We start from the raw sequence: 20,398 nt of genomic DNA, 5'->3' as shown, positions 1-20,398 counted from the left end.
AGACATTGTACAAGAAAGACTAAAGAACCTCCTTCGTAAAACGTCCTAGCCAAACTAGGCGCAGTCTCAAGCGTTATGAGAAAAGAGGAATGTCTATGGGCATTCAATGTAGGTGGTACCACGGAAAGCAAACCTTTTCGTCCTAATTTCTAGGACGGAAGGGGTTTTTTTATGTTATTCAGTAAATGGCGAACGGGAGGAATTGAGATGGAAAGAAAGAGAATCGTCGTAAAAATTGGCAGTAGCTCCTTAACTAATGCAAAAGGCGAAATTGATAAGGTGCGCTTAATGGATCATGTCCAAGCAATTGCCGAGTTAAAAAAATGCGGTCATGAAGTATTGCTTGTGTCATCTGGTGCAGTGGCGGCGGGCTTTAAACAGCTTGGCTACCCCTCTCGTCCTGTAACGGTAAAGGGCAAACAGGCTGCTGCCGCTGTAGGCCAAAGCCTTCTTATTCAAACCTATCATGCTTTATTTAGCATTTATGATATCGTACCTGCTCAAATTTTATTGACACGTACTGATTTTTCCAAAAAGGAACGCTATAAAAATGCCTATGCAACTTTTGAGGAACTATTAGAGCGCTCCATACTCCCTATCATTAATGAAAATGATACGGTGTCTGTTAGTGAATTAACGTTCGGTGATAATGATATGCTCTCCGCTTTAGTTAGTGGACTTGTCCATGCAGACCAACTCATAATCTTGACTGATATTAATGGTTTATATAATGCCAATCCAAATAAAAACCCACATGCCAAGCGCATTGATCGTTTGACAGAGGTGACAGATGAAATGCTTGGTTTTGCAGACGGTGCGGGTTCTAAAGTCGGTACTGGTGGCATGGAATCTAAATTATTGGCCGCTCGAGCTGCCTTAAATGCAGGCGTCAAGGTGTTTATAGGTACGGGTCATGGTGCCAGTAAACTTGTCGATATCGTGGATGGCCGTGGAGATGGTACGTATGTGGAGCATGAGGCACTTGCTGTCTTAACGAATAATAAACAGTGGATTGCACTTACGGAAGTTTCTGGTAAAATTTTTATAGATAGCGGTGCCGAACAAGCACTGTTAGCTAACGGCAAAAGCTTGTTACCGGCAGGTGTATTTCGTGTCGAAGGTGATTTCGAACATGGAGACGTAGTTGAAGTGTACAGTGAGAATGGCTTACTTGGACGTGGCGAGGTATTGTATTCATCCCTTGAGCTAGCACATGCCATGGGAAAACGTACGGATGAGTTAACGAAATACCCAATCGAAGTGATTCACCGAGATAAATGGCTCAAAATACAAAGCAATTAGGGAGGAATTTTGATGACAAGTGAAGTACAACAAAAAGGAAAGCTGGCCAAAGCTGCGAGCTATATTTTAAATATTAAAACAACGAGTGAAAAAAATGAGGCGCTGACAAAAATTGCTGAGCAATTGGTGCTTGACCAGGATGTTTTAATCGCTGAAAATGCAAAGGACTTAGCCATTGGTAAAGAAAAAGGAATGCCCATTTCTACACTAGACCGCATTATGCTGAACAAAGAACGTATCGAAGCGATGGCAAGTGCCATTGATTTATTGGTAAAATTAGATGATCCAGTTGGTAAACTTCTTGAGCGTATTAACAAAGAGAATGGTCTTGTGATTGAAAAACGCATGGTGCCACTTGGTGTAATCGGGATGATTTATGAGGCACGTCCAAATGTAACCATCGATGCCGCAACATTATCACTGAAAACTGGTAATGCAGTTATTTTACGTGGTAGCTCTTCTGCTAAATTTTCCAATGTGGCACTTGTCGCAAGTATTCATCGCGCCCTTGAAAAAACGTCCATACCAGTCGATGCAGTGCAATTAATCGAGGATACGAATCGTGGAACCGTCAAGGAATTGTTCCATTTAAAACAATACTTAGATGTGCTAATCCCTCGTGGCGGAAAGGCACTTATTGATTTAGTCGTAAATGAGGCCACTGTACCGGTACTCGAAACAGGTGCTGGCAATTGCCATATTTATGTGGATCACACTGCCGATTACATAAAAACAGAAAGAATTTGTATCAATGCGAAAACACAACGCCCTTCTGTTTGCAATGCCACTGAAAGTTTACTGATTCATCCCGATTGGTTTAGTGAGCACGGTGCACAGTTACTAAATGCCATTCATCATGCAGGGGTAACGATTATTGGCGATGAAACCGTTTGTGGAGCCGTTGATTTCGCGCAGCCAGCGACAGAAGAAGATTATGCAACTGAATATTTGGATTTAAAAATAAGCGTTAAAGTCGTTGAAAACGTTTATGAGGCGATCGAGCATATAAATCAATACGGAACGAATCACTCTGAAGCCATCGTAACGGAAGATCCATTAGTAGCTGATACATTTTTACATAGTGTGGACGCGGCAGCTGTGTATCATAATGCCTCTACCCGCTTCACAGACGGCTTTGAATTCGGCTACGGGGCTGAAATCGGCATCAGTACACAAAAATTACACGCCCGTGGGCCAATGGGGTTACCTGCGTTAACCTCTACAAAATATTTCGTTCATGGCGACGGACAAATTAGAGAATAATATTCTTAAATAATAGATAGAACCCTAATTTTATGTGAAGCCGGCAGATGGCATACGCTGTCGGCTTTCTCTCTTTCTTTAGTCGGAGGCACTTGTGTGTAGATAACGCCGGTCACTTCGAGCGTTGAGTGACTTTACCTGAGCTGTTGCCGCGGCATACCTGAGCGATAAACGACTCTACCTGAGCGGTAAGTGGCTTTACCTGAGCTGTTGCGCGGTATACCCGAGCGATAAACGACTCTACCTGAGCGATAACACGGCATACCCGAGCGCCTTACCCGAATAATCATTTGCCCAAGTCAAATGTATGGTACACATGTAAAATCAATAGTAAGAATTATTACTTTTTTTAGAAAGAAGGTTGAATATGAACGTTTCTGCAATCATCAAACTGACCGTATCTATGGCGATTTTTGGCTCCATAGGTTTTTTCACTATACATACGGGGGTTCCTGCACTGGAACTTGTCTTTATCCGCTGTATTTGCGCTACCCTCTTTATTGGAGGGTTGTGGCTCGCAACCGGTGGCCATAAAACAGAGAAATGGGAGAAAAAAGAGGTATTGCGCACGCTTATATGTGGTGTCTTTATCGTCTTAAACTGGGTATTTTTATTTAAGGCATTTGAAGAGATGTCCATTTCTATTGCCATTTCTATCTATAATATAGCGCCGATTTTTGTGTTAATTTTCGGGGCATTGTTTTTAAAAGAAAAGATGACTGTACGGGCACTTCTCGCAACGTTAACATGTTTTATCGGCAGTATTTTCATTATTGGCTTGAATAATTTTATATCGCTGTCTGAGTTTATGCAGTCCGGTTTTGTTTGGGCGTTACTGTCTGCGTTGTTTTATGCGTTTACCATGCTCACAAGCAGAACAATTAAAAATCTCAGCTCTTATGCATTGACATATATACAAACGACTGTTGGTATTGTTATTCTGCTGCCATTTGTGGATTTTACATTATTTGAAAGTTTAACAACAACGAACTGGCTTTATATATTAGGCACTGGCTTTATTCATACAGGTTTTGTCTATTATTTATTTTTTGATAGTATTCGTAGTCTATCGACGATTTTGGTTTCGGTATTAGTATTTGTAGATCCTGTTGTCGCTATTTTACTAGATATGCTATTCCTTGATTTCATGCCGAGCCTGCTACAAACGGTTGGCATTTTGCTAGTTTTTGGTGGTATTATTTACACTGTTTATATACCAAAGCCTAGAGTTACTAGTCGTGAGTGAGGAGGTTTTCCATGAGTAAGCTTTATACCATTGGTGAGTTATTAATCGATTTTACACCCACTGGGCAAAGTGGGTTGCTTGCGTCAGTCGAACATTTTACTAAACATGCAGGTGGCGCCCCAGCGAATGTTGCAGCTGTTTGTGCAAAGTTTGGACAACAGGCTGCCCTGCTCTCTCAAGTAGGACAGGATGCATTTGGCGACTTTTTAATCGAAACCTTGAAACAAGCAGGTGTGGAGACAACGTATATTACGCAAACGACTGAAGGTGACACAAGTCTTGCCTTTGTTTCTTTGACAGACGATGGGGAACGTGACTTTTTATTTTATCGCCGAAACGCAGCAGATTTGCTGTATCGCCAAGAGCAATTGCCTACTAATTTGCTGAGCGCGCTCGATATTCTTCATTTTTGCTCGGTCAATTTAGTGGAAAGTCCGATGAAGCAAACACATGTAGCATTGATTGAGCAAGCACATCTGACAGGTTGTCTCGTGTCTTTTGATGCAAACATACGCCTTCCTCTTTGGCACGATGCAGGAGCCTGTCGGAAAACGATCGGTGCGTTTTTACCGAAGGCCCATATCATTAAACTCTCTGACGAAGAGCTATTGTTCTTAACACATCTAGAAGATGAACAGCAAGCGGTACTTGGATTATTTCAAGGAAAGGTACAAGTCATTCTCGTTACGCATGGTGCAGACGGCGCTACCCTTTATACGAAACAGCAACATATCAAGGTACCGGCTGAATATGTGCAAGCCATTGATACAACTGGTGCGGGGGATGCCTTTATTGGCGCAGTTTTAACAATCTTGCTGGAGAATAACATAACAGTAGCGACGCTTGGAGCCTTTTGTGAGCAATTCGCCTCCCCTCTTGTCACATTCGCCAATCGCTATGCTGGAACATCAACAAAAAAACAGGGTGCCATCGCGTCCTATCCTACAAAACAGGAACTGCCATTCACTTTTTAAATAAATGCAAAACTCCATTTTGACTGTTCAAAATGGAGTTACGTTTTCAAAGAAAATATGTATTTTCAGGCATGTAGTTACTCATCTACCTCGAAGTCAATACAAACTCTGTCTTTCACGACCGAACCTACAAATTGACTTACGCGAACATGTTCAGGATGGACTTGGTATTGTTGCAAGTGATCTTCACTTTCGAATAGGCTATTTAAAATGATTTCTCGATTACTCGTTGATAATGGATTTATAATGACATTTAAAGAGATAATGCCATCAATCATTTGGGGCAGGCTCTCCAATTCATTTTTCACCTTTTGCGCATTTATCACCTTCTCTTCATGATTAAAATCATCCTTATGATTCCACATGACAATATGTCTTATCATTTACATCATCCTCCCTAACGAATTGTTTTAATATTCCGTACTTTATATTAAAGTACCATAGCAACTATCATCACTCAACTACTTATTTTGTGCTATCATAGATTTTTCAGTTTTGTCGATATGTTGGAACTTCTTGCATTGTTATCCGTATTACTATAGACACATGAAATATGAGGAGGAATTGATGTGAAATCGATTACAAAAAAACGGACGAAGGCATTTTTGATAGATATGGCCATTTCTACCGCGGTGACAGCTGGTGTTGAATATTTCCTGCGAAAAAAGGTGAAAAATGAAGCGGTTCATGCCTTGGTTACACCAACAGTAGTGATGTGGGCTCTTGAATATGCACAACTGCGCCAAAATGGACAGACAATTGGTTACAAGAAGATGGGACTAGCCCTTGAACATGAAGACGGTTCAAAACCAACGTCCAATCAAATTCTTAAGCGCATGGCTTACCGAGATACAGTCAGTACTTTCGATTATTTGAAAAATCCTAAAGCATTTGAAAAACAACAAGGAGAAATCCTTCCACACGATCGTTTTTCTGAAACTATCGTAAAAGAATTATAAAACCCAAGGGTGTTGTCTTTTTAAGGCAGCCTCCTTTCCTAAAAATACAATGTTTGAATGCAGCTATACCAGATGTAATAGTTTTCCGAACAATAAAATGAAAGTTAGAAAAATTGATAATGCTAAAGTAATAATTACCGTCGTTATACTCCGTAACATCCCTTTCCAATCCCTAACCCCTGAAAAACCAATTAAACCAAAGAAGAATGTTCCTATAGTTATACATAAAACAATAGATTGCCATCGAAAAATAACATACAATAGCAGACAAATTATGGACGAGACAAATGACCATCTATTAATTTGGGTACATCTTCTGTCTTTTAGCACCTCTTGCTGATTATTCACTACATCCCCCTCCTCCAAGCCAGGTCCCCTCTATATACACCAACATTAATCACACTAAATAATCCTTATTTTACAATAAATTACTCTAATATTTAACTAATTTTGGTCTTTGCAATAAATAATCTTCTACAATTGGTACACTCTTCTATACAAATAGTAGCGTTATTTGCGCCGCGCATTGTTGATTGTGCATAAAATATAGCGGTCACGCTGCACAAAGGCAAGGCGGTTTAGCCTGAGTCGTCGCGCTCTAACAGTTAGTAAATGCTAATTTTTTATTTTTTGAACAATATTCGTAATTTTTTACGTCTAAATTATTAAAAGACCAGTAAGGTGATGATACTATGGAACAGCTTGTAGAGGAATATGGAGAATACCTATTCCATCTCAGCTATTTATATGTGAAGGACAAGCAACTAGCAGAGGAAATTACACAGGATGTGTTTTTTACGTATGCTACAAAGAAGGACACGTTTCGTGGTGAGGCCGCACTGAAAACATTTTTAACGAGAATATTAATTAATCGATGCCATGATGAATTACGGAAAATGAAGCGAAAAAATGTCCTGCAATTTTTAACACCGTTTTGGACAAACGAAAAATCTGCAGAGCAAGAAGTAATGAAGCAACAACAATTTCAAACATTAAAGCATGAAGTAATGAGGCTACCAATCCACTACCGAGAAGTCATTATATTGTTTTATTATGAGGACTTTGAAGCATGGGAAATTGCCGATTTGCTAGGTATTTCTCAAAATACAGTGCGCACACGATTACGTAGAGGAAAGGACTTACTAAAATCAAAATTATCAACACAGGCGGAGGTATTTATCCATGAATAATTTTAAAGAGCAACTAAAACAGGAGCTTCGTACTGACGCACCCTTTACTGTGGACATGAAGCAACGCATTGTCATAAATAAACAACCAAAAACAGCACCTGCGAAAAAATTTAATTGGCAAGTATCCGTTATTTCACTGGCCTTTGTGCTAATTTTAGGTTTCGTCGTAATGTTGCAAGTTACGCCAAACGGAGCGACGGCGTCAAAAACAGTGGAAATCTTGCCCACAGACCAGCCGAATGGAGTGACAGCGTCAAAAATGGTGGAAACCTTGCCCACAGACCAGCCGAACGGAGTAACAGCGTCAAAAACGGTGGAAACCTTGCCCACAGACCAGCCGAACGGAGTAACAGCGTCAAAAACGGTGGAAACTTTGCCCACAGACCACAATGAGCTTTTTGATTTACTACAACAAAATGAAACGGTGCTACCCATTATCGAGCCAAATGGGCAATTAGTTATCCAACCTACTATCGGATATTTAATGGGAAAGCAATTTGGATTGAGCAGTATTCCAATGGTGATTGAACCCGATACAGAAATAAAAATAGGAGATTATATTGCCTACTATCATAAGAAAGATATTATTGTTGCTCCTGTATTCGGAGTTGCGGGAGATAAAATACAAACATCACATGGACAAGTGACGTTAAATGGTAACTTTCTAGCTCTGCCAGGCGCAGTGGCTCCCATCGTATTCGAGGATGCCGAACAAGAGAACATTTTTAAGTTTTATTTTAGGGACCTGGCAAATTACCATAAAACAAAAATGAGATATATTGATGTAGACCTTGACCCATTACACGAAGATGAGTATGCCGTTTATAAGAATGAGGTCGGTCAGACAGTATCGGTCATTAATGATGCCCAGATTGCTGGGAAAGTCATAGGACTGAAAAATCTTGAGCCAACCTTTACGTTAACAACTGATGAACAATCACTTTATGATGCTTTTAAAGAAAATTATGATTTGTCTGTACTTAAAGGGACTAAACCGTTAACCATTGCAAAAATGTATGTGCTAGCAGAATCTGAAGGAGATTACGAAACAAAATTTGCGTTCAAACCCACGAATGAACGACCTACGCAATCGGAAATAGTAAAGTATATACAGGACAAACAAAAAATCAGGGGCTATTATTCTACAAAGAAAATTCAAAGGCTAGTAAGTGCATACAACTATAACGGTATTGAGGGTGCTCAATTTGAACAAAGTAGTGAAATCGAAGGAACTATTAAATTTACCCCAACGTACGGGGATGTTTGGATGTTAATAAGAATGATCAAAAATGATCAAGGCATTTGGCAACCTACAACTAAATGACGTTAATAAAGAGTATTAGGGAGCTGTCTTTTTAGGACTATTTCATGAAGAATCAAGGCGTTTTGGAAATAAATTGGCTTATGTTTTCTGCTATAATAGCTGTTTCCCATGGGTGCCAATAATATGTAGTTCCGTCAAATTGCACGCCGTATTGATAAGCAATCCGTTCACCTGTATATAAAACAACCTCATAATTGATAGGATCACCATTTGTTGTATTTGAATGAAATGAAAGGTTCTCTTCACTTGTATTTAAGATTTCCAGGAAATTGTCTATGTCCTGCTTCTCTTGTATTTCAGCTAGCTGTTTTGGCCCATCTTGTGTATAGGCTAAATAAATTTCAATTTTCTGCACTTCATCCAAAGAGCGGGGTCTAGCCTCTGTTCGCGGGTATTTCTTCTGCTTCCACGGGTATCCAGATTCAGTTCGCGGATTTCAGCTCCTTCCGCGGGTATTTCTCAAACTATAGATATTATATTGAAGCGTCATTAGATAAAAACAGTCTGTGAATTTTTCACAGACTGCTTGTTGGATGTGTATTATTAAGAATGACGATAATGTGGTTGCTGCGCATTTACTAGCATGTTCTCGATTAGCGGCATAAAGTAATTTAGGATGGGACCGCCTAAAAAGACGGTTAGCACAGTCCCGACACCTATCGGACCGCCAAAAACAAAGGCTAACGCTAAGAATAGGATATAGATAAGTGTTTTGGAAAACATGATACTTTTACCCGTTAGGTCACGAATAACCAGCATTGAAAAGTCGATTGGGTTGGGTGCGAATTTGGCTTGCAAGTAGATGGCCGACCCCAGTCCGATAATGACTAATCCAATTGCCTGACACATTACTTTGCTCACGAAATGAGTCGGATGTAGAACATCACCAAGCAAAAATAGCCAAGTATCAATACATACGCCTGTCACGAAAGCGGTTAATAACCCTAAAAATTCTGGTCGTTTACGCGCAAGTAAATTATTACAAAAAATGATGATAAATGACGTAATGATTTCCCAGCTACCTACTGTTAAGCCAATATTTTTCGTCAAACCGACTAATAAAGCATCAAACGGCGATGTACCCAGATTGGACTGCATCGTGAAACATACACCGAGCGTTAAAATGCCTAAGCCACTCACATACAGCGTATACTTCCATTTTCTTGACAATTGAATTCTACGCCTCGCTAAATTGCTTTTTCATTAAAATGTGTGGAATGCCTCCATCCATAAATTCCTCACCTGAACGCTTATAGCCAAATTTTTCATAAAAGCCCTCTGCATATACTTGGGCATTTAGTTTCGATTTTGTTAAGCCTTTTGCCAGGGTCATATCCTCTAATTTTTGAACGATGACCTTACCCAGCCCGTATTTGCGGAATGCTTGCAAAATACAGATGCGTTCAAGCTTGCCGTAGCCGTCTACAACCCGCAAACGTCCTGTGCCAACTGGCTGGCCATCGATGTATACAAGAATATGTTTACAGGCAGCATCGAGTGTGTCAAATTCATCATATTCTTCGGGCTCTGGAACTTGTTGTTCTTCTATAAATACTTTTCTACGAATGGCAAATGCCGTTTGTAAATCCACCTCTGTAGTAATTACTTTTGCATTCATTTATATTCCTCCTAGCTTTCTTTGCTAAAGATAACCCTTAAATTTTGTCAATTCGTCTGTAAAACTTTTGCGTGGATAAAGAATTGATTACTTCGTCGATAGAATCAGCTATTTCGTGGATAGAACTGGTCACTCCGCTGATAGAATCTGCAATATCGCTGATAAAACTCTTCAATTCGCCGATAAACCTTGCAATATCGCCGATAGAACCCGTCACTTCGCTGATAAACCTTGCAATATCGTCGATAAAACTCGGAATTTCGTCGATAAATTCAATAACTTCGTCGATAAAAATCAGCACTTCTTTGATAGCGCCTCCCACTGCACTGATAGAATCGGCTACTGCACTGATAGAGTGCCCACCCTTTTGATAGTCAGTGAAATTTTTCTTGATCGATGATACTATATAGTATAGAACGTTTTTTATTGCAAATACAACAAAAATTTCAGGAGGATAATGATGAAGGAGATTTTACGGGATATTGGAGCGATTGCGCGGGCACTTGATTCCATAAGTAATATTGAGTTTAAAGAACTAGATTTAACAAAAGGACAGTATTTATATGTCATTCGCATTTGTGAAAACCCTGGCATCATTCAAGAAAAGGTGGCAGAACTTTTAAAAGTGGATCGTACCACCGCTTCTCGAGCTATTCAAAAGCTTGTCACTAAGGGTTTTGTTGAGAAGCGCTTTGATGCACATAATAAGAAAAACAAGCATCTCTTTCCGACTGCGAAAAGCTTATCGTTATATCCATTTTTAAAACGTGAGGGCGATTATTCGAATGCACGGGCATTGGATGGTTTTTCAGATGAGGAAATCGACTGCATTCATCATTTATTAGGACGCGTCCGCCAAAACATTGAAGTCGATTGGGACTATGTAAAAAAAGGGCATAAACGATACTATTAACAAGGCGACTCCTTGTGTAGATAAACACTGGGAATCGCCTTTTACTTATGCATTTGCGGCAAATACTTTTTTCAGTACTGCGCTAATGAATTCTAAATCCTCATCCGTACAGCACAGTGGTGGGCTTAATGTCAGTATATTGTTGAAGCCCTCTACCGTATCCCCATTTTTGCCAATAACCAGTCCGTTAGCTTTACAATCTGCGATAATTTTTGCTAGCCGTTCAGATTTTGCTGGCTCTAGGGTTAGCTTATCTTCTACGAGCTCAATACCCACAAGGAATCCTAAGCCACGAATATCCCCTACAAACGGCAGCTCCAATAAGTCTTGCAAGTCATGTAAAAGTTGTTCGCCTAAATCCTTTGAACGCTGTACTAGCTTTTCTTCTTCTAGAATTTTAATATTTTCGAGGGCGACAGCACAGGCTGCCGGGTTCCCACCGAATGTATTGACATGTCGGAAATGACTATAGCCATCCGTATCCTTAAATTTTTCATAAATATCTTTTCGTACAGCGGTAATAGATAATGGTAAATAGGCACTTGTTAACCCTTTGGCCATCGTGATGATATCTGGTTTAATAGCAAAATGCTGATGTCCAAACAGCCGACCTGTTCGACCAAAACCGCAGATTACCTCATCAATAATCAGAAGCACACCATACTTCTGACAAATCCGTTCTACTTCCTTGACATAGGAAGGATGTGGAATCAGTACGCCACCACCTGTAATAATCGGCTCCATAATAACAGCCGCAATCGTTTCTTTTTGCTCCCAAATAATTTTTTCTTCGATTTCTCGTGCACGTTCTAGATTATAGAGCTCAATCGATTGCCCCTTAGGTCGTCGATAATTATCTGGAGGTGCCACATGCAAAAAGCCTGGCGCTAATGGTTCATATTTGTACTTTCGCAGTGCCTGCCCTGTCGCCGCTAATGCCCCAAGGGAGCTCCCATGATACGCACGATAGCGTGAGATAATTTTAAAGCGCGCCCCTTCACCATTTTGATTGTGGTATTGACGTGCCATTTTGAAAGCAACCTCATTTGCATCAGAACCACTATTGGAGTAAAAAATCATATAGTCATCTTCTAACAATTGATTCATTTTTTCCGCTAGCGCGATGGCAGGTTGATGGCTTTGTGTCATCGGTACATAGCACAATTTTTTCATTTGCTCATACGCTACTTGTGCTAGTCGCTCTCGCCCGTAGCCGACATTGACAGCCCATAACCCCGACATGCCATCTAAAAAACGATTGCCCGCACTATCCGTTATCCATGCACCTTCACCGTGTTCTACTATCATTGGTGGGGCTTTTTCGTTATACATCGAGATATGATGCCAAACGTTTTCACGGTCTTTTTGCTGTAATGTATTGGTCAAATTGTCGTTGCGCTCCATATATAAAACCTCCGTTCGTTATAAACATTGTCTAGCCATTTCCCCTTTAACATGCCTTGACCTATGATGATAGTTTTTATGCATTGAAATTTTCTGATTTTTCTCACATAATAAAGTATTATTGTCTATATTTGAAGGGCAGGTGCTTATTTATGACGAAATATCCTTTACTCGTGCAAGATGTATTAAAGCGAAAGCATTTTGAAGCAGCCAAGCTCATCGCGGGCCACCAAGGCGTAAATCGCCAAGTACTATGGACACATATTTTAGAAATTAAAGATTTTGATACGTTAATAAATGGTGGTGAGCTGATTTTAACGACTGGTGTCGGTTTACAATTAGAACGCGAAACACAAGTCGCCTATTTACAAAACTTGATTCGCAATGAGGCAGCCGCCCTTTGTATTGAAATTGGTGACTATTTTGACCATGTGCCCGAGGAGCTTGTTGCCTTGGCAGATGAACATCATTTTCCTATCATTATTTTTGACAAGATTGTCCGCTTTATTGATATTACGCAAGATTTACATACGTACATCATTAATCAACATCAACAAGCGTTAACACAGCTGGATACCATATCAAAAACGTTTATGGAGTTGTCGTTAATGCCCAATGGTATTTTAAAAATTTTACAGGTGCTCCATCAAGATACCGATGCCCATTTTTTATTTGTCTCGGAAGATACGAAAAGCTTTTATTATCCAGTGGAGGCAAAGAAACATTTACGCTTCATTGAAGAACATTGCCAGCAGCAGGATGTCCAGGAGCCGCTCCATTTCCTAACGATTCAAAGTGACCATTTCGTCATGATTCCTGTCAATGGACTTGGACAAGTTTGGGGTTATTTATGCATGCATACAAAGCAACCAAAGCCAAGTAATTATACGCTGTTAAACCTTGAACGTGCGACGATGTCCATTGCGCATATTTTAATGCGCAATCGCATGCTCCAGGAACGTCAACAAAGTCGAGAAGATGAATTTATCTTAGCCCTCATTCAAGGTCAACCTGTTGATATTCAGCATTATCAAAGCTATCTACCGATTGAAAGTCGCAACTTATTTCATCGTGTAGTCGTGCTAAATATTCATTATCAAGCCCACTTCGTTTCAGAGGAGAACTGGCAAGAAGTTCAGTTACATAATGCCATGTATGTTCGTTCCATTTTAAAAAAGCTAGGTTTTTTCCCGACCGTTTCTGTACGTCAGCACGAAATAATCATCCTTGCGTTTTTCATTGCGGCTGACGATGTCAAGGAAAATCAGGAAAGCTTTAATCAAGCGATGCAACAAATTGTTTCTCGAAAAGCACCACAGCCCTTCAATCAACTAGCCATCACTTTCGGTATTAGCCATGTCTATCAGACGATTGAATCTGTACCGCAAGGCTATAAGGAAGCAAAGTCTGTCATTCAAATGCAACATAATCAGCTTACTTCCTCTATTTACTTTAAGGATTTAGGCGTGTATCGACTATTATTACAGCAAGATAACGCTACCCTATTACAATATGTGAAAGATTATTTACAGGAAATACTGCTGATCGATCAAAAAAATGGTCATGACCTTTATCAAACGCTTGGTGTCTATTTAGCCTGTAATGGGGCTAAAAATGATACCGCGGAACAATTATTTATCGTGCGCCAAACCTTATATAAACGTATTGAGCGGCTCGAAAGTATTTTAGGCGCTGACTTTTTACAAGCTCCGTATCGGCTCAATTTAGAAATGGCCATGAAGGCGTACGAATTATTAAATAAAACAGCGCCCGATTTCCTACGATTTTGAACGAGGGTCCATATAATCGCGTAAGGCATTACTTAACATATACAACCCTAGTACTAATATAGTGATAGCTCCCCCTGGCGCAAAAGTGTACCACGGTGCTTTCACTAAATACGCTTGCGAATCCTTTAGCATACGTCCCCAGCTTGGGTTTGGTGGTTGGACGCCAAGCCCTAAATAACTAAGGGCCGCCTCAGCTAGCATCGCCGTCGCAAAAGTTACAGTAGCCGCTACAATAATTTGTGAGGAGATATTCGGTAAAATATGGCGGAACATAATGTTATACGGCTTCACGCCAATCAATTTTGCGGCTAGCACATATTCTGCATCGCGATGCTGGACAAAGCCACTACGCGAAATTCTGGCAATGGACGGTATCGCAATAATCCCTAGCGCAATGGCCGTGTTGACGATACCTGGACCAAAAATCGCCACAAGCATGAGTGCTAAAATAATGCCCGGGAAAGCCATTAACGCATCCATGAGACGCATAAAAATCTCATCAATCCAGCCCCCTACATAACCTGCTATGCCACCAATTAAAATGCCAAATGTCGTACCAATTAGCACCGTTAGTATCCCCACCGCAAAGGCTGTTTGCGTACCTTGCATAATGCGACTAAAAATATCACGGCCAAATTCATCTGTACCAAAAAAATACGTACTACTTGGACCACGCAATTTATCAGGGATATTCATCGAATTCACATCATGTGGCGTATAAAAGAAACTGACAAGCATGGCCAAGAAGAATCCGACGATAACAAGTAGACCAATGATTATGTTAATATTTTTCGTGTATCTCTGACTATTTTTCATCGTATCCACCTCTCATCGCAATCGAATTCTTGGATCTAATACGGAATATAAAATATCAACAATAAAATTAATAACGACTACGGCAACTGTAATATACATTACAATTCCCTGTACTAATGGGAAGTCACGGTTACTGATGGCTGTGATCAGCAGCTGACCAATGCCTGGCAATGAAAATACTTGTTCTACGATGATTGTCCCAGCAACAACCTCTGCCATAATCAGTCCAAATACCGTCAAAATCGGAATCATGGAATTTTTCAAGACGTGCTTATACATCACATTGCGCTCTGACATCCCCTTACTCCGTATCGTACGCACATAATCGAGCTGTATTTGCTCTAAAATCGCTGTTCGTACGTAGCGGAAATTGACTGCAATCTGTGGAATGGCTATCGTTAACGCCGGTAGAATGAGCGTACTTAGCGCACCAGATACACTTTGTGACCATGAAATATAGCCACTAATTTTGAAAAAGCTAAATTGCATCCCCACATATAAAATGAGCATCATCCCTAGCCAAAAAGAAGGTACGGCCATGCCAATTTGCGTCACAGTCGATAACGACACATCACTTAACTTATTTTGTCTGCGTGCCGCAAACAGTCCTAACGGCAGCGACACGGTTAATACAATAATGAGGGTGAGACCCGCTAGCGACATCGTTACAGGAAGTCTATCAAACAATAAATCTTTTACAGGCATCGAGAAACGAATTGAATTACCTAATTCCCCTGTCAATAATCCCTTCATCCAATCACCATATTGTTCATAAAGAGGGCGGTCCAAGCCAAGTTCAGACCGCAAATTTTCAATTTGTGTGGGATCCGCTTCTGTCCCTAACATCGTTCGAACGGGATCACCAGGTAAAATTTGAAAAACACCAAAAGTAATCATCGACACTAGAAGGATGGTTGTTATTAACAGGATGAATCGACGTATTATATACATCATTTGCGCTCATCCCTTTCTAGTTAGAGAACTTGACCTCAGACATATCATGGAACCAGAATGGATAACTCTTCAAACCAGTTACTTGCTTATCTGAGCCCCAAACGATTTGATAATCCGCGATATAAACTGCCGCTGCTTGCTCAGCTAAGATTTCTTGTGCACGTTGGTAGTAGGCAATCTGTTTCGCCTGATCTGTTTCTTTCAGGACATCCGTCATAATTTGGTCATACTCATCATTTCTAAACAGGAAGAAGTTTTCGCCGTCATTCGTTGAAATATAATCATTTAAAATTTCATAGGCTGACGCACGACCCGTTAAATCTATCGTCGTCATTTGATAATCGCGGCCAAAGTACACTCGATCAAGCCAAATACCCCACTCCACGACCTCAATTTCCACATCTACACCTATTTCCTTTAAATTAGCCACAACGATTTGCGCTATATTTGAATACATATCATTGTGCGACGAAACGGTAATTTTTGTTTTGAAGCCGTCAGGATAGCCAGCCTCTGCTAGTAAAGCTTTTGCTTTTTCCACGTCTTGTGCATACATTTTTTCTAAGCCCGTTTTTTGGAAGTCACCCATCGCTGGACTCATATTTGAGCCAAGCGGTACTGCGTAACCTGCAAACACGGAGTCAATAATATCTGATTTGCTAATAGCATAGTTCATGGCTTGACGTACTTTGACATTATCAAATGGTGCTTTTGTTTCATTAAATGTCACGATTAACGATGAGTTATTATTTTGATGTGATAAAGTATGGCTACCCTCCACTTCACCTACTCGTTGCCAAGGTACACTTGTTAAGTCAACTTCGTTGGCCATTAGGCTCATGATTGCTGCTTGATCGTCTGATTGGAAAGCAAACGTTACTTTATCTAAATAAGGTAGGCCTTCTTTCCAGTAGTTTTCATTTTTTGTTAACTCCAAATTGGTTCCTGGAGAATATTTCACGTACGCGAATGGCCCTGTGCCGATTGGGTTTTCATTATGTTTACCATCATTGCTTTTCGGAACAATTGCCGATTGTCGTGCTGTTAATGAATATAAGAAGTTTGAATTCGGTTCTTTTAATGTGATGACAAAAGTGCTAGCATCTGGTGCTTCAGTAGACGCAACATTATCGAAGTTATTCGACATTTTCTCGCCACCATTCTTGCCCATTAAACGATCAAATGAGTATTGAATATCTTCCACCGTAACATCCTCACCATTGTGGAATTTCACACCTGGACGGATTTTAAATGTATAGGTTAATCCATCCTCGGAAATTTCATAGCTTTCCGCTAGGCCTTCCTTTAACGAACCATCCGTTTCTGGCGCCATGAGCCCTTCAAAAATATTGAGAATCATTTGGTAAGAAATTGATGCTGTCGCTTTATGTGGATCTAAAAAGTCGGGGTCATCATTTACACGTACCACGATGGCTTGCGGTACATCTGCCAGCGATCCATCTGTAGTACCTTGGCTTGCGTCCTTCCCCTCATCACTCGAACAGGCAGTCATGATTAGACCTACAATTACTGTCAACATTAGGAACATCCAATTCTTTGTCTGCTTCATCCCTTTTCTCCCCCTTTGCCTTATGTGCTTTGTATACTTACATAGCTTTCAACATCCCCCAATTTATCAGCGGCTTTTACCCCAACCACAATAGCCTCTTCCATGACCTGTGTCGCTAAGTGCCCAATGTAGTCAACCGGATACGTTTTGTCGCCTGTGCCTAGCACGAAAATCGTATCGCCATCCAGCATTGTGTGAACAGGGTAAATCGTCCGTGCCAGTGCATTTTGTGTGAGCTGTGCTATTTTTTTGGCTTGCGCTTTTGTTAATTTTGCGTTCACGGCAATGACGCCAATCGTCGTATTCATTCCAGCTAATGCTTGTGATTGGGCATGCTGTTCTAAATAAGCGCAACTATCAATCCATTGTGCTGTTTCAGCATTACGTGCTCCGACAAGGATTTCTCTTGTATTCGGATCCTTAACGTCCCCGACCGCATTAACAGCTACTATTGCGCCAACAACAAGACCATCTTGTCCAGTCGTAGAAGTACTGCCTAACCCACCTTTCATGCAAAATTGTGGGCCTGCGAGTTTGCCAACCGTTGCACCATAGCCTGCTCCTGTATTGCCGTTCGCAAAAGCACCAACGACCGCATTTTTTGCCGCCTCATAGCCCATTTGCGCTGTTGGTCTTGTATGTGAATCACCTATAAATAAATCGAACAGCACTGCACTTGGTACAATCGGAATTTTCACGATACCCGCGTCAACGCCAACCCCTTGCTCTTCCAAATAGTGCATAACCCCTGTTGCTGCATCTAAGCCAAATGCACTGCCACCCGATAAGCAAATACCGTGTACAAGCTCGATTTCATTTATCGGGTCGAGCGCATCTGTTTCACGTGTGCCCGGTGCAGAGCCTCGTACATCGACCCCACATACTGCACCATTTTCCACAAGGATGGCAGTGCAACCTGTGATGCCTTCCCTATTTTCTGCATGTCCTACTTTCACACCAGGCACATCGGTAATATTGCCAAACATCGTCAACACCTCGTTTTTTATCAATTTATGCCACGACTTCTTCCATCTCATCATCGATAGCAATGAGTGCTTTCCTCTAATGAATATTGAAAATTCAGTTTATTTATCATATAAAAAGCAAGCTACTCGTTGCTGCTCATTTATGTCTTGCAGTGTGGGGCGCTTCTGCTGACATTTTTCCATCACAAATGGACACCGCGTATGGAAGACACAACCAACAGGTGGATTCATGGGACTCGGTAGCTCGCCCTGCAATGGAATGACCTGTTTCGGCTCATCAAAATTCACAACAGGAATCGCAGATAATAATGCCTGCGTATACGGATGGAGTGGCTGCGCGTATAACTCCTTTTTCGTGCCAATTTCCACCACTCGCCCTAAGTACAAGACTGCTACACGATCACTAATGTGCTTGACGACACTTAAATCATGTGAAATAAATAAATACGTCAAATGGAATTCATCTTGCAAGTCCATCATCAAGTTCAAGACCTGTGATTGCACGGATACATCGAGTGCTGATACGGGCTCGTCCGCAATGATAAATTCTGGATTAATGGCCAGTGCACGCGCAATACCGATACGTTGCCGTTGTCCACCTGAGAATTCATGTGGAAATTTTTGCATCGCATCTTCTGGTAAACCAACCTTTTGTAAAAGCTCCTTGACTCGTTCTTTCCGTTGCTCTTTTGTGAACGACAATTGTAATGCCATCGGTTCTTCAATAATGGTGCCAATACGCATGCGAGGATTTAGGGAGGCAAATGGGTCCTGAAAAATCATTTGCATTTGATTGCGATATTTTTGCAATTTACGTCCCTTCAAATGCTGAATTGGTTGCCCTTTATACAAAATTTCGCCCGCTGTCGGTTCAACAAGTTGCAAAATCGTGCGCCCAAACGTCGATTTGCCCGACCCTGATTCCCCTACAATACCAAGGGTCTCCCCACGAAAGATTTCAATAGAAATATCGTCAACAGCTTTAACGACTTTTTTCTCTTCCTTCATCGACTTTCGTTTCACAGGAAAGTAAGCTTTTAAATGATTGATTTCAAGTAAGACTTCTTTCTCCGTCATGCGCAAGCTCCCCTTTCTCTGTGAATAAATGACAGCGTACTTTATGCTCATCTTGGATATAAGAAACTTCTGGCTGCATATGCTGGCATTTCGCCATCATAAACGGACAACGTGGTGCAAAGCGACAGCCATCTGGCAGTGCATAAGCTGGTGGCACAGTGCCTGGAATAGAAGGTAATCTTTTTGCATCTGTCTCAAGACTTGGCATCGTTTTTAATAAGGCACTTGTATAAGGATGCTTCGGATTTAGAAATAACTCTCGTACCGGTGCCTCTTCAACGATTTGCCCTGCATACATCACCATGACCCGATCGGCTGTTTCTGCCACAACACTCATATCATGTGTGATAAACAAAATAGCGGAATGATGCTCTTTCTTCATTTTCATCATGAGCTTTAGAATTTGTGCTTGCACCGTTACATCCAATGCCGTTGTCGGCTCATCGGCAATTAGTAACTGAGGGTTATTGGACATCGCCATCGCAATCATGACACGTTGCCGCATGCCTCCTGATAGCTGATGGGGATATTCAGCAATAATTTTTTCTGCGTTGGCAATGCCCACTTCTTGTAGGAGCTTTAGCGATTGCTCCCATGCTTCTTTTTTGGACACCTTTTGATGCCGACGAATGGCTTCAATTATCTGATTGCCAATCGTAAAAACAGGATCCAACGATGTCATCGGCTCTTGGAAAATCATAGTAATTTCATTACCTCTTATATGACTCATCTCTTTACTTTTATAATCTAATAGATTTTTGCCATTCAGTTTAATAGTGCCTGCTGTGATTTCTCCAGGAGGTATCGGAAGCAAGCGCATAATCGACAAGGATGTAATGCTTTTTCCACTGCCAGATTCACCTACAAGTGCCACGGTTTCACCTTTGCGAATAGAAAAACTAACATCATCGACTACTTTTGCCTGTTTGCCATTTTTTAAGTGAAATTGTATTTTTAAATGCTTCACTTCTAACAGCACTTGCTGCTCTTGTGCTCGTTCCACACGCTTCCC

Annotated in this window: 21 protein-coding genes; 9 read left to right on the top strand and 12 right to left on the bottom strand. The window is 40.9% G+C overall.

What is annotated here, in order from left to right:
• Positions 1–207: 207 nt before the first annotated feature.
• The 4 genes from proB to H131_RS10545 all read left to right on the top strand — a co-directional run bounded on the left by proB (position 208) and on the right by H131_RS10545 (position 4,785).
• On the top strand, positions 208–1,302 hold the full coding sequence (proB, locus tag H131_RS10560; RefSeq protein WP_010859122.1) for a glutamate 5-kinase: 1,095 nt from the start codon (positions 208–210) through the stop codon (positions 1,300–1,302).
• A gap of 12 nt (positions 1,303–1,314) precedes the next feature.
• Positions 1,315–2,565 carry a glutamate-5-semialdehyde dehydrogenase gene (locus H131_RS10555; protein ID WP_010859121.1) on the top strand — a complete coding sequence of 417 codons (1,251 nt, stop codon included), beginning with the start codon at positions 1,315–1,317 and terminating at the stop codon, positions 2,563–2,565.
• 367 nt (positions 2,566–2,932) lie between these two features.
• Positions 2,933–3,811: a DMT family transporter gene (locus tag H131_RS10550; RefSeq protein WP_010859120.1), complete on the top strand. Its 879-nt coding sequence runs from the start codon at positions 2,933–2,935 to the stop codon at positions 3,809–3,811.
• Between the two features lie 11 nt (positions 3,812–3,822).
• Positions 3,823–4,785: a carbohydrate kinase family protein gene (locus tag H131_RS10545; protein WP_010859119.1), complete on the top strand. Its 963-nt coding sequence runs from the start codon at positions 3,823–3,825 to the stop codon at positions 4,783–4,785.
• Between the two features lie 77 nt (positions 4,786–4,862).
• Here the strand turns inward: H131_RS10545 and H131_RS10540 are convergent, their stop codons facing one another.
• Positions 4,863–5,168, bottom strand: coding sequence for a Dabb family protein (locus H131_RS10540; protein ID WP_010859118.1), 306 nt, complete (start codon positions 5,166–5,168; stop codon positions 4,863–4,865).
• A 186-nt stretch (positions 5,169–5,354) separates the two neighbouring features.
• On the opposite strand from H131_RS10540, the gene H131_RS10535 reads away from it, so the two are divergent.
• The 3 genes from H131_RS10535 to H131_RS10520 all read left to right on the top strand — a co-directional run bounded on the left by H131_RS10535 (position 5,355) and on the right by H131_RS10520 (position 8,258).
• Positions 5,355–5,744 (top strand): RDD family protein, encoded by a 390-nt coding sequence (locus H131_RS10535; RefSeq protein ID WP_010859117.1) that lies wholly within the window; start codon positions 5,355–5,357, stop codon positions 5,742–5,744.
• Positions 5,745–6,436: 692 nt separating this feature from the next.
• Positions 6,437–6,934 carry a sigma-70 family RNA polymerase sigma factor gene (locus tag H131_RS10525; protein WP_010859115.1) on the top strand — a complete coding sequence of 166 codons (498 nt, stop codon included), beginning with the start codon at positions 6,437–6,439 and terminating at the stop codon, positions 6,932–6,934.
• A complete protein-coding gene (locus tag H131_RS10520) occupies positions 6,927–8,258 on the top strand; it encodes a hypothetical protein (protein ID WP_010859114.1) in 1,332 nt (443 codons plus the stop codon). Before H131_RS10525 ends, H131_RS10520 begins: the two co-directional genes overlap by 8 nt.
• 52 nt (positions 8,259–8,310) lie before the next feature.
• Here H131_RS10520 and H131_RS10515 read toward each other — a convergent pair whose 3' ends face one another.
• The 4 genes from H131_RS10515 to H131_RS10500 all read right to left on the bottom strand — a co-directional run bounded on the left by H131_RS10515 (position 8,311) and on the right by H131_RS10500 (position 10,177).
• Positions 8,311–8,613, bottom strand: a complete 303-nt coding sequence (locus H131_RS10515) for a hypothetical protein (protein ID WP_155242402.1) — start codon at positions 8,611–8,613, stop codon at positions 8,311–8,313.
• Between the two features lie 188 nt (positions 8,614–8,801).
• Positions 8,802–9,428: a YczE/YyaS/YitT family protein gene (locus H131_RS10510; protein WP_036130094.1), complete on the bottom strand. Its 627-nt coding sequence runs from the start codon at positions 9,426–9,428 to the stop codon at positions 8,802–8,804.
• Between the two features lie 7 nt (positions 9,429–9,435).
• Complete coding sequence (locus H131_RS10505) at positions 9,436–9,876, bottom strand: GNAT family N-acetyltransferase (protein ID WP_010859111.1); 441 nt, start codon at positions 9,874–9,876, stop codon at positions 9,436–9,438.
• 37 nt (positions 9,877–9,913) lie between these two features.
• On the bottom strand, positions 9,914–10,177 hold the full coding sequence (locus H131_RS10500) for a methyl-accepting chemotaxis domain-containing protein (protein WP_010859110.1): 264 nt from the start codon (positions 10,175–10,177) through the stop codon (positions 9,914–9,916).
• Positions 10,178–10,336: 159 nt separating this feature from the next.
• Here H131_RS10500 and H131_RS10495 point away from each other — a divergent pair, with 159 nt between their 5' ends.
• Positions 10,337–10,789, top strand: a complete 453-nt coding sequence (locus tag H131_RS10495) for a MarR family winged helix-turn-helix transcriptional regulator (RefSeq protein ID WP_010859109.1) — start codon at positions 10,337–10,339, stop codon at positions 10,787–10,789.
• A 45-nt stretch (positions 10,790–10,834) separates the two neighbouring features.
• On the opposite strand, the gene H131_RS10490 is transcribed toward H131_RS10495, so the two are convergent.
• The gene (locus tag H131_RS10490; protein ID WP_010859108.1) at positions 10,835–12,193 is read right to left on the bottom strand and encodes an aspartate aminotransferase family protein; all 1,359 of its coding nucleotides are present in this window, start codon (positions 12,191–12,193) and stop codon (positions 10,835–10,837) included.
• A 152-nt stretch (positions 12,194–12,345) separates the two neighbouring features.
• Here H131_RS10490 and H131_RS10485 point away from each other — a divergent pair, with 152 nt between their 5' ends.
• A complete protein-coding gene (locus H131_RS10485; RefSeq protein ID WP_010859107.1) occupies positions 12,346–13,983 on the top strand; it encodes a PucR family transcriptional regulator in 1,638 nt (545 codons plus the stop codon).
• Here the strand turns inward: H131_RS10485 and H131_RS10480 are convergent.
• From H131_RS10480 to H131_RS10455, 6 genes are all read right to left on the bottom strand, one after another.
• The gene (locus tag H131_RS10480) at positions 13,972–14,799 is read right to left on the bottom strand and encodes an ABC transporter permease (RefSeq protein WP_010859106.1); all 828 of its coding nucleotides are present in this window, start codon (positions 14,797–14,799) and stop codon (positions 13,972–13,974) included. The genes H131_RS10485 and H131_RS10480 overlap by 12 nt on opposite strands.
• 12 nt (positions 14,800–14,811) lie before the next feature.
• Positions 14,812–15,753 carry an ABC transporter permease gene (locus H131_RS10475; protein ID WP_036130091.1) on the bottom strand — a complete coding sequence of 314 codons (942 nt, stop codon included), beginning with the start codon at positions 15,751–15,753 and terminating at the stop codon, positions 14,812–14,814.
• 16 nt (positions 15,754–15,769) lie between these two features.
• Positions 15,770–17,323: an ABC transporter substrate-binding protein gene (locus H131_RS10470; protein WP_010859104.1), complete on the bottom strand. Its 1,554-nt coding sequence runs from the start codon at positions 17,321–17,323 to the stop codon at positions 15,770–15,772.
• A 20-nt stretch (positions 17,324–17,343) separates the two neighbouring features.
• Positions 17,344–18,309 (bottom strand): P1 family peptidase, encoded by a 966-nt coding sequence (locus H131_RS10465; protein WP_010859103.1) that lies wholly within the window; start codon positions 18,307–18,309, stop codon positions 17,344–17,346.
• Between the two features lie 99 nt (positions 18,310–18,408).
• Positions 18,409–19,386 (bottom strand): ABC transporter ATP-binding protein, encoded by a 978-nt coding sequence (locus H131_RS10460; protein ID WP_010859102.1) that lies wholly within the window; start codon positions 19,384–19,386, stop codon positions 18,409–18,411.
• Positions 19,361–20,389 (bottom strand): ABC transporter ATP-binding protein, encoded by a 1,029-nt coding sequence (locus tag H131_RS10455; RefSeq protein ID WP_010859101.1) that lies wholly within the window; start codon positions 20,387–20,389, stop codon positions 19,361–19,363. Before H131_RS10455 ends, H131_RS10460 begins: the two co-directional genes overlap by 26 nt.
• Positions 20,390–20,398: the final 9 nt, after the last annotated feature.

This window comes from Lysinibacillus sphaericus OT4b.31 (genome assembly GCF_000392615.1).
Classification (GTDB): domain Bacteria; phylum Bacillota; class Bacilli; order Bacillales_A; family Planococcaceae; genus Lysinibacillus; species Lysinibacillus sphaericus_B.
This window is presented reverse-complemented; position numbering and strand designations above follow the sequence as displayed.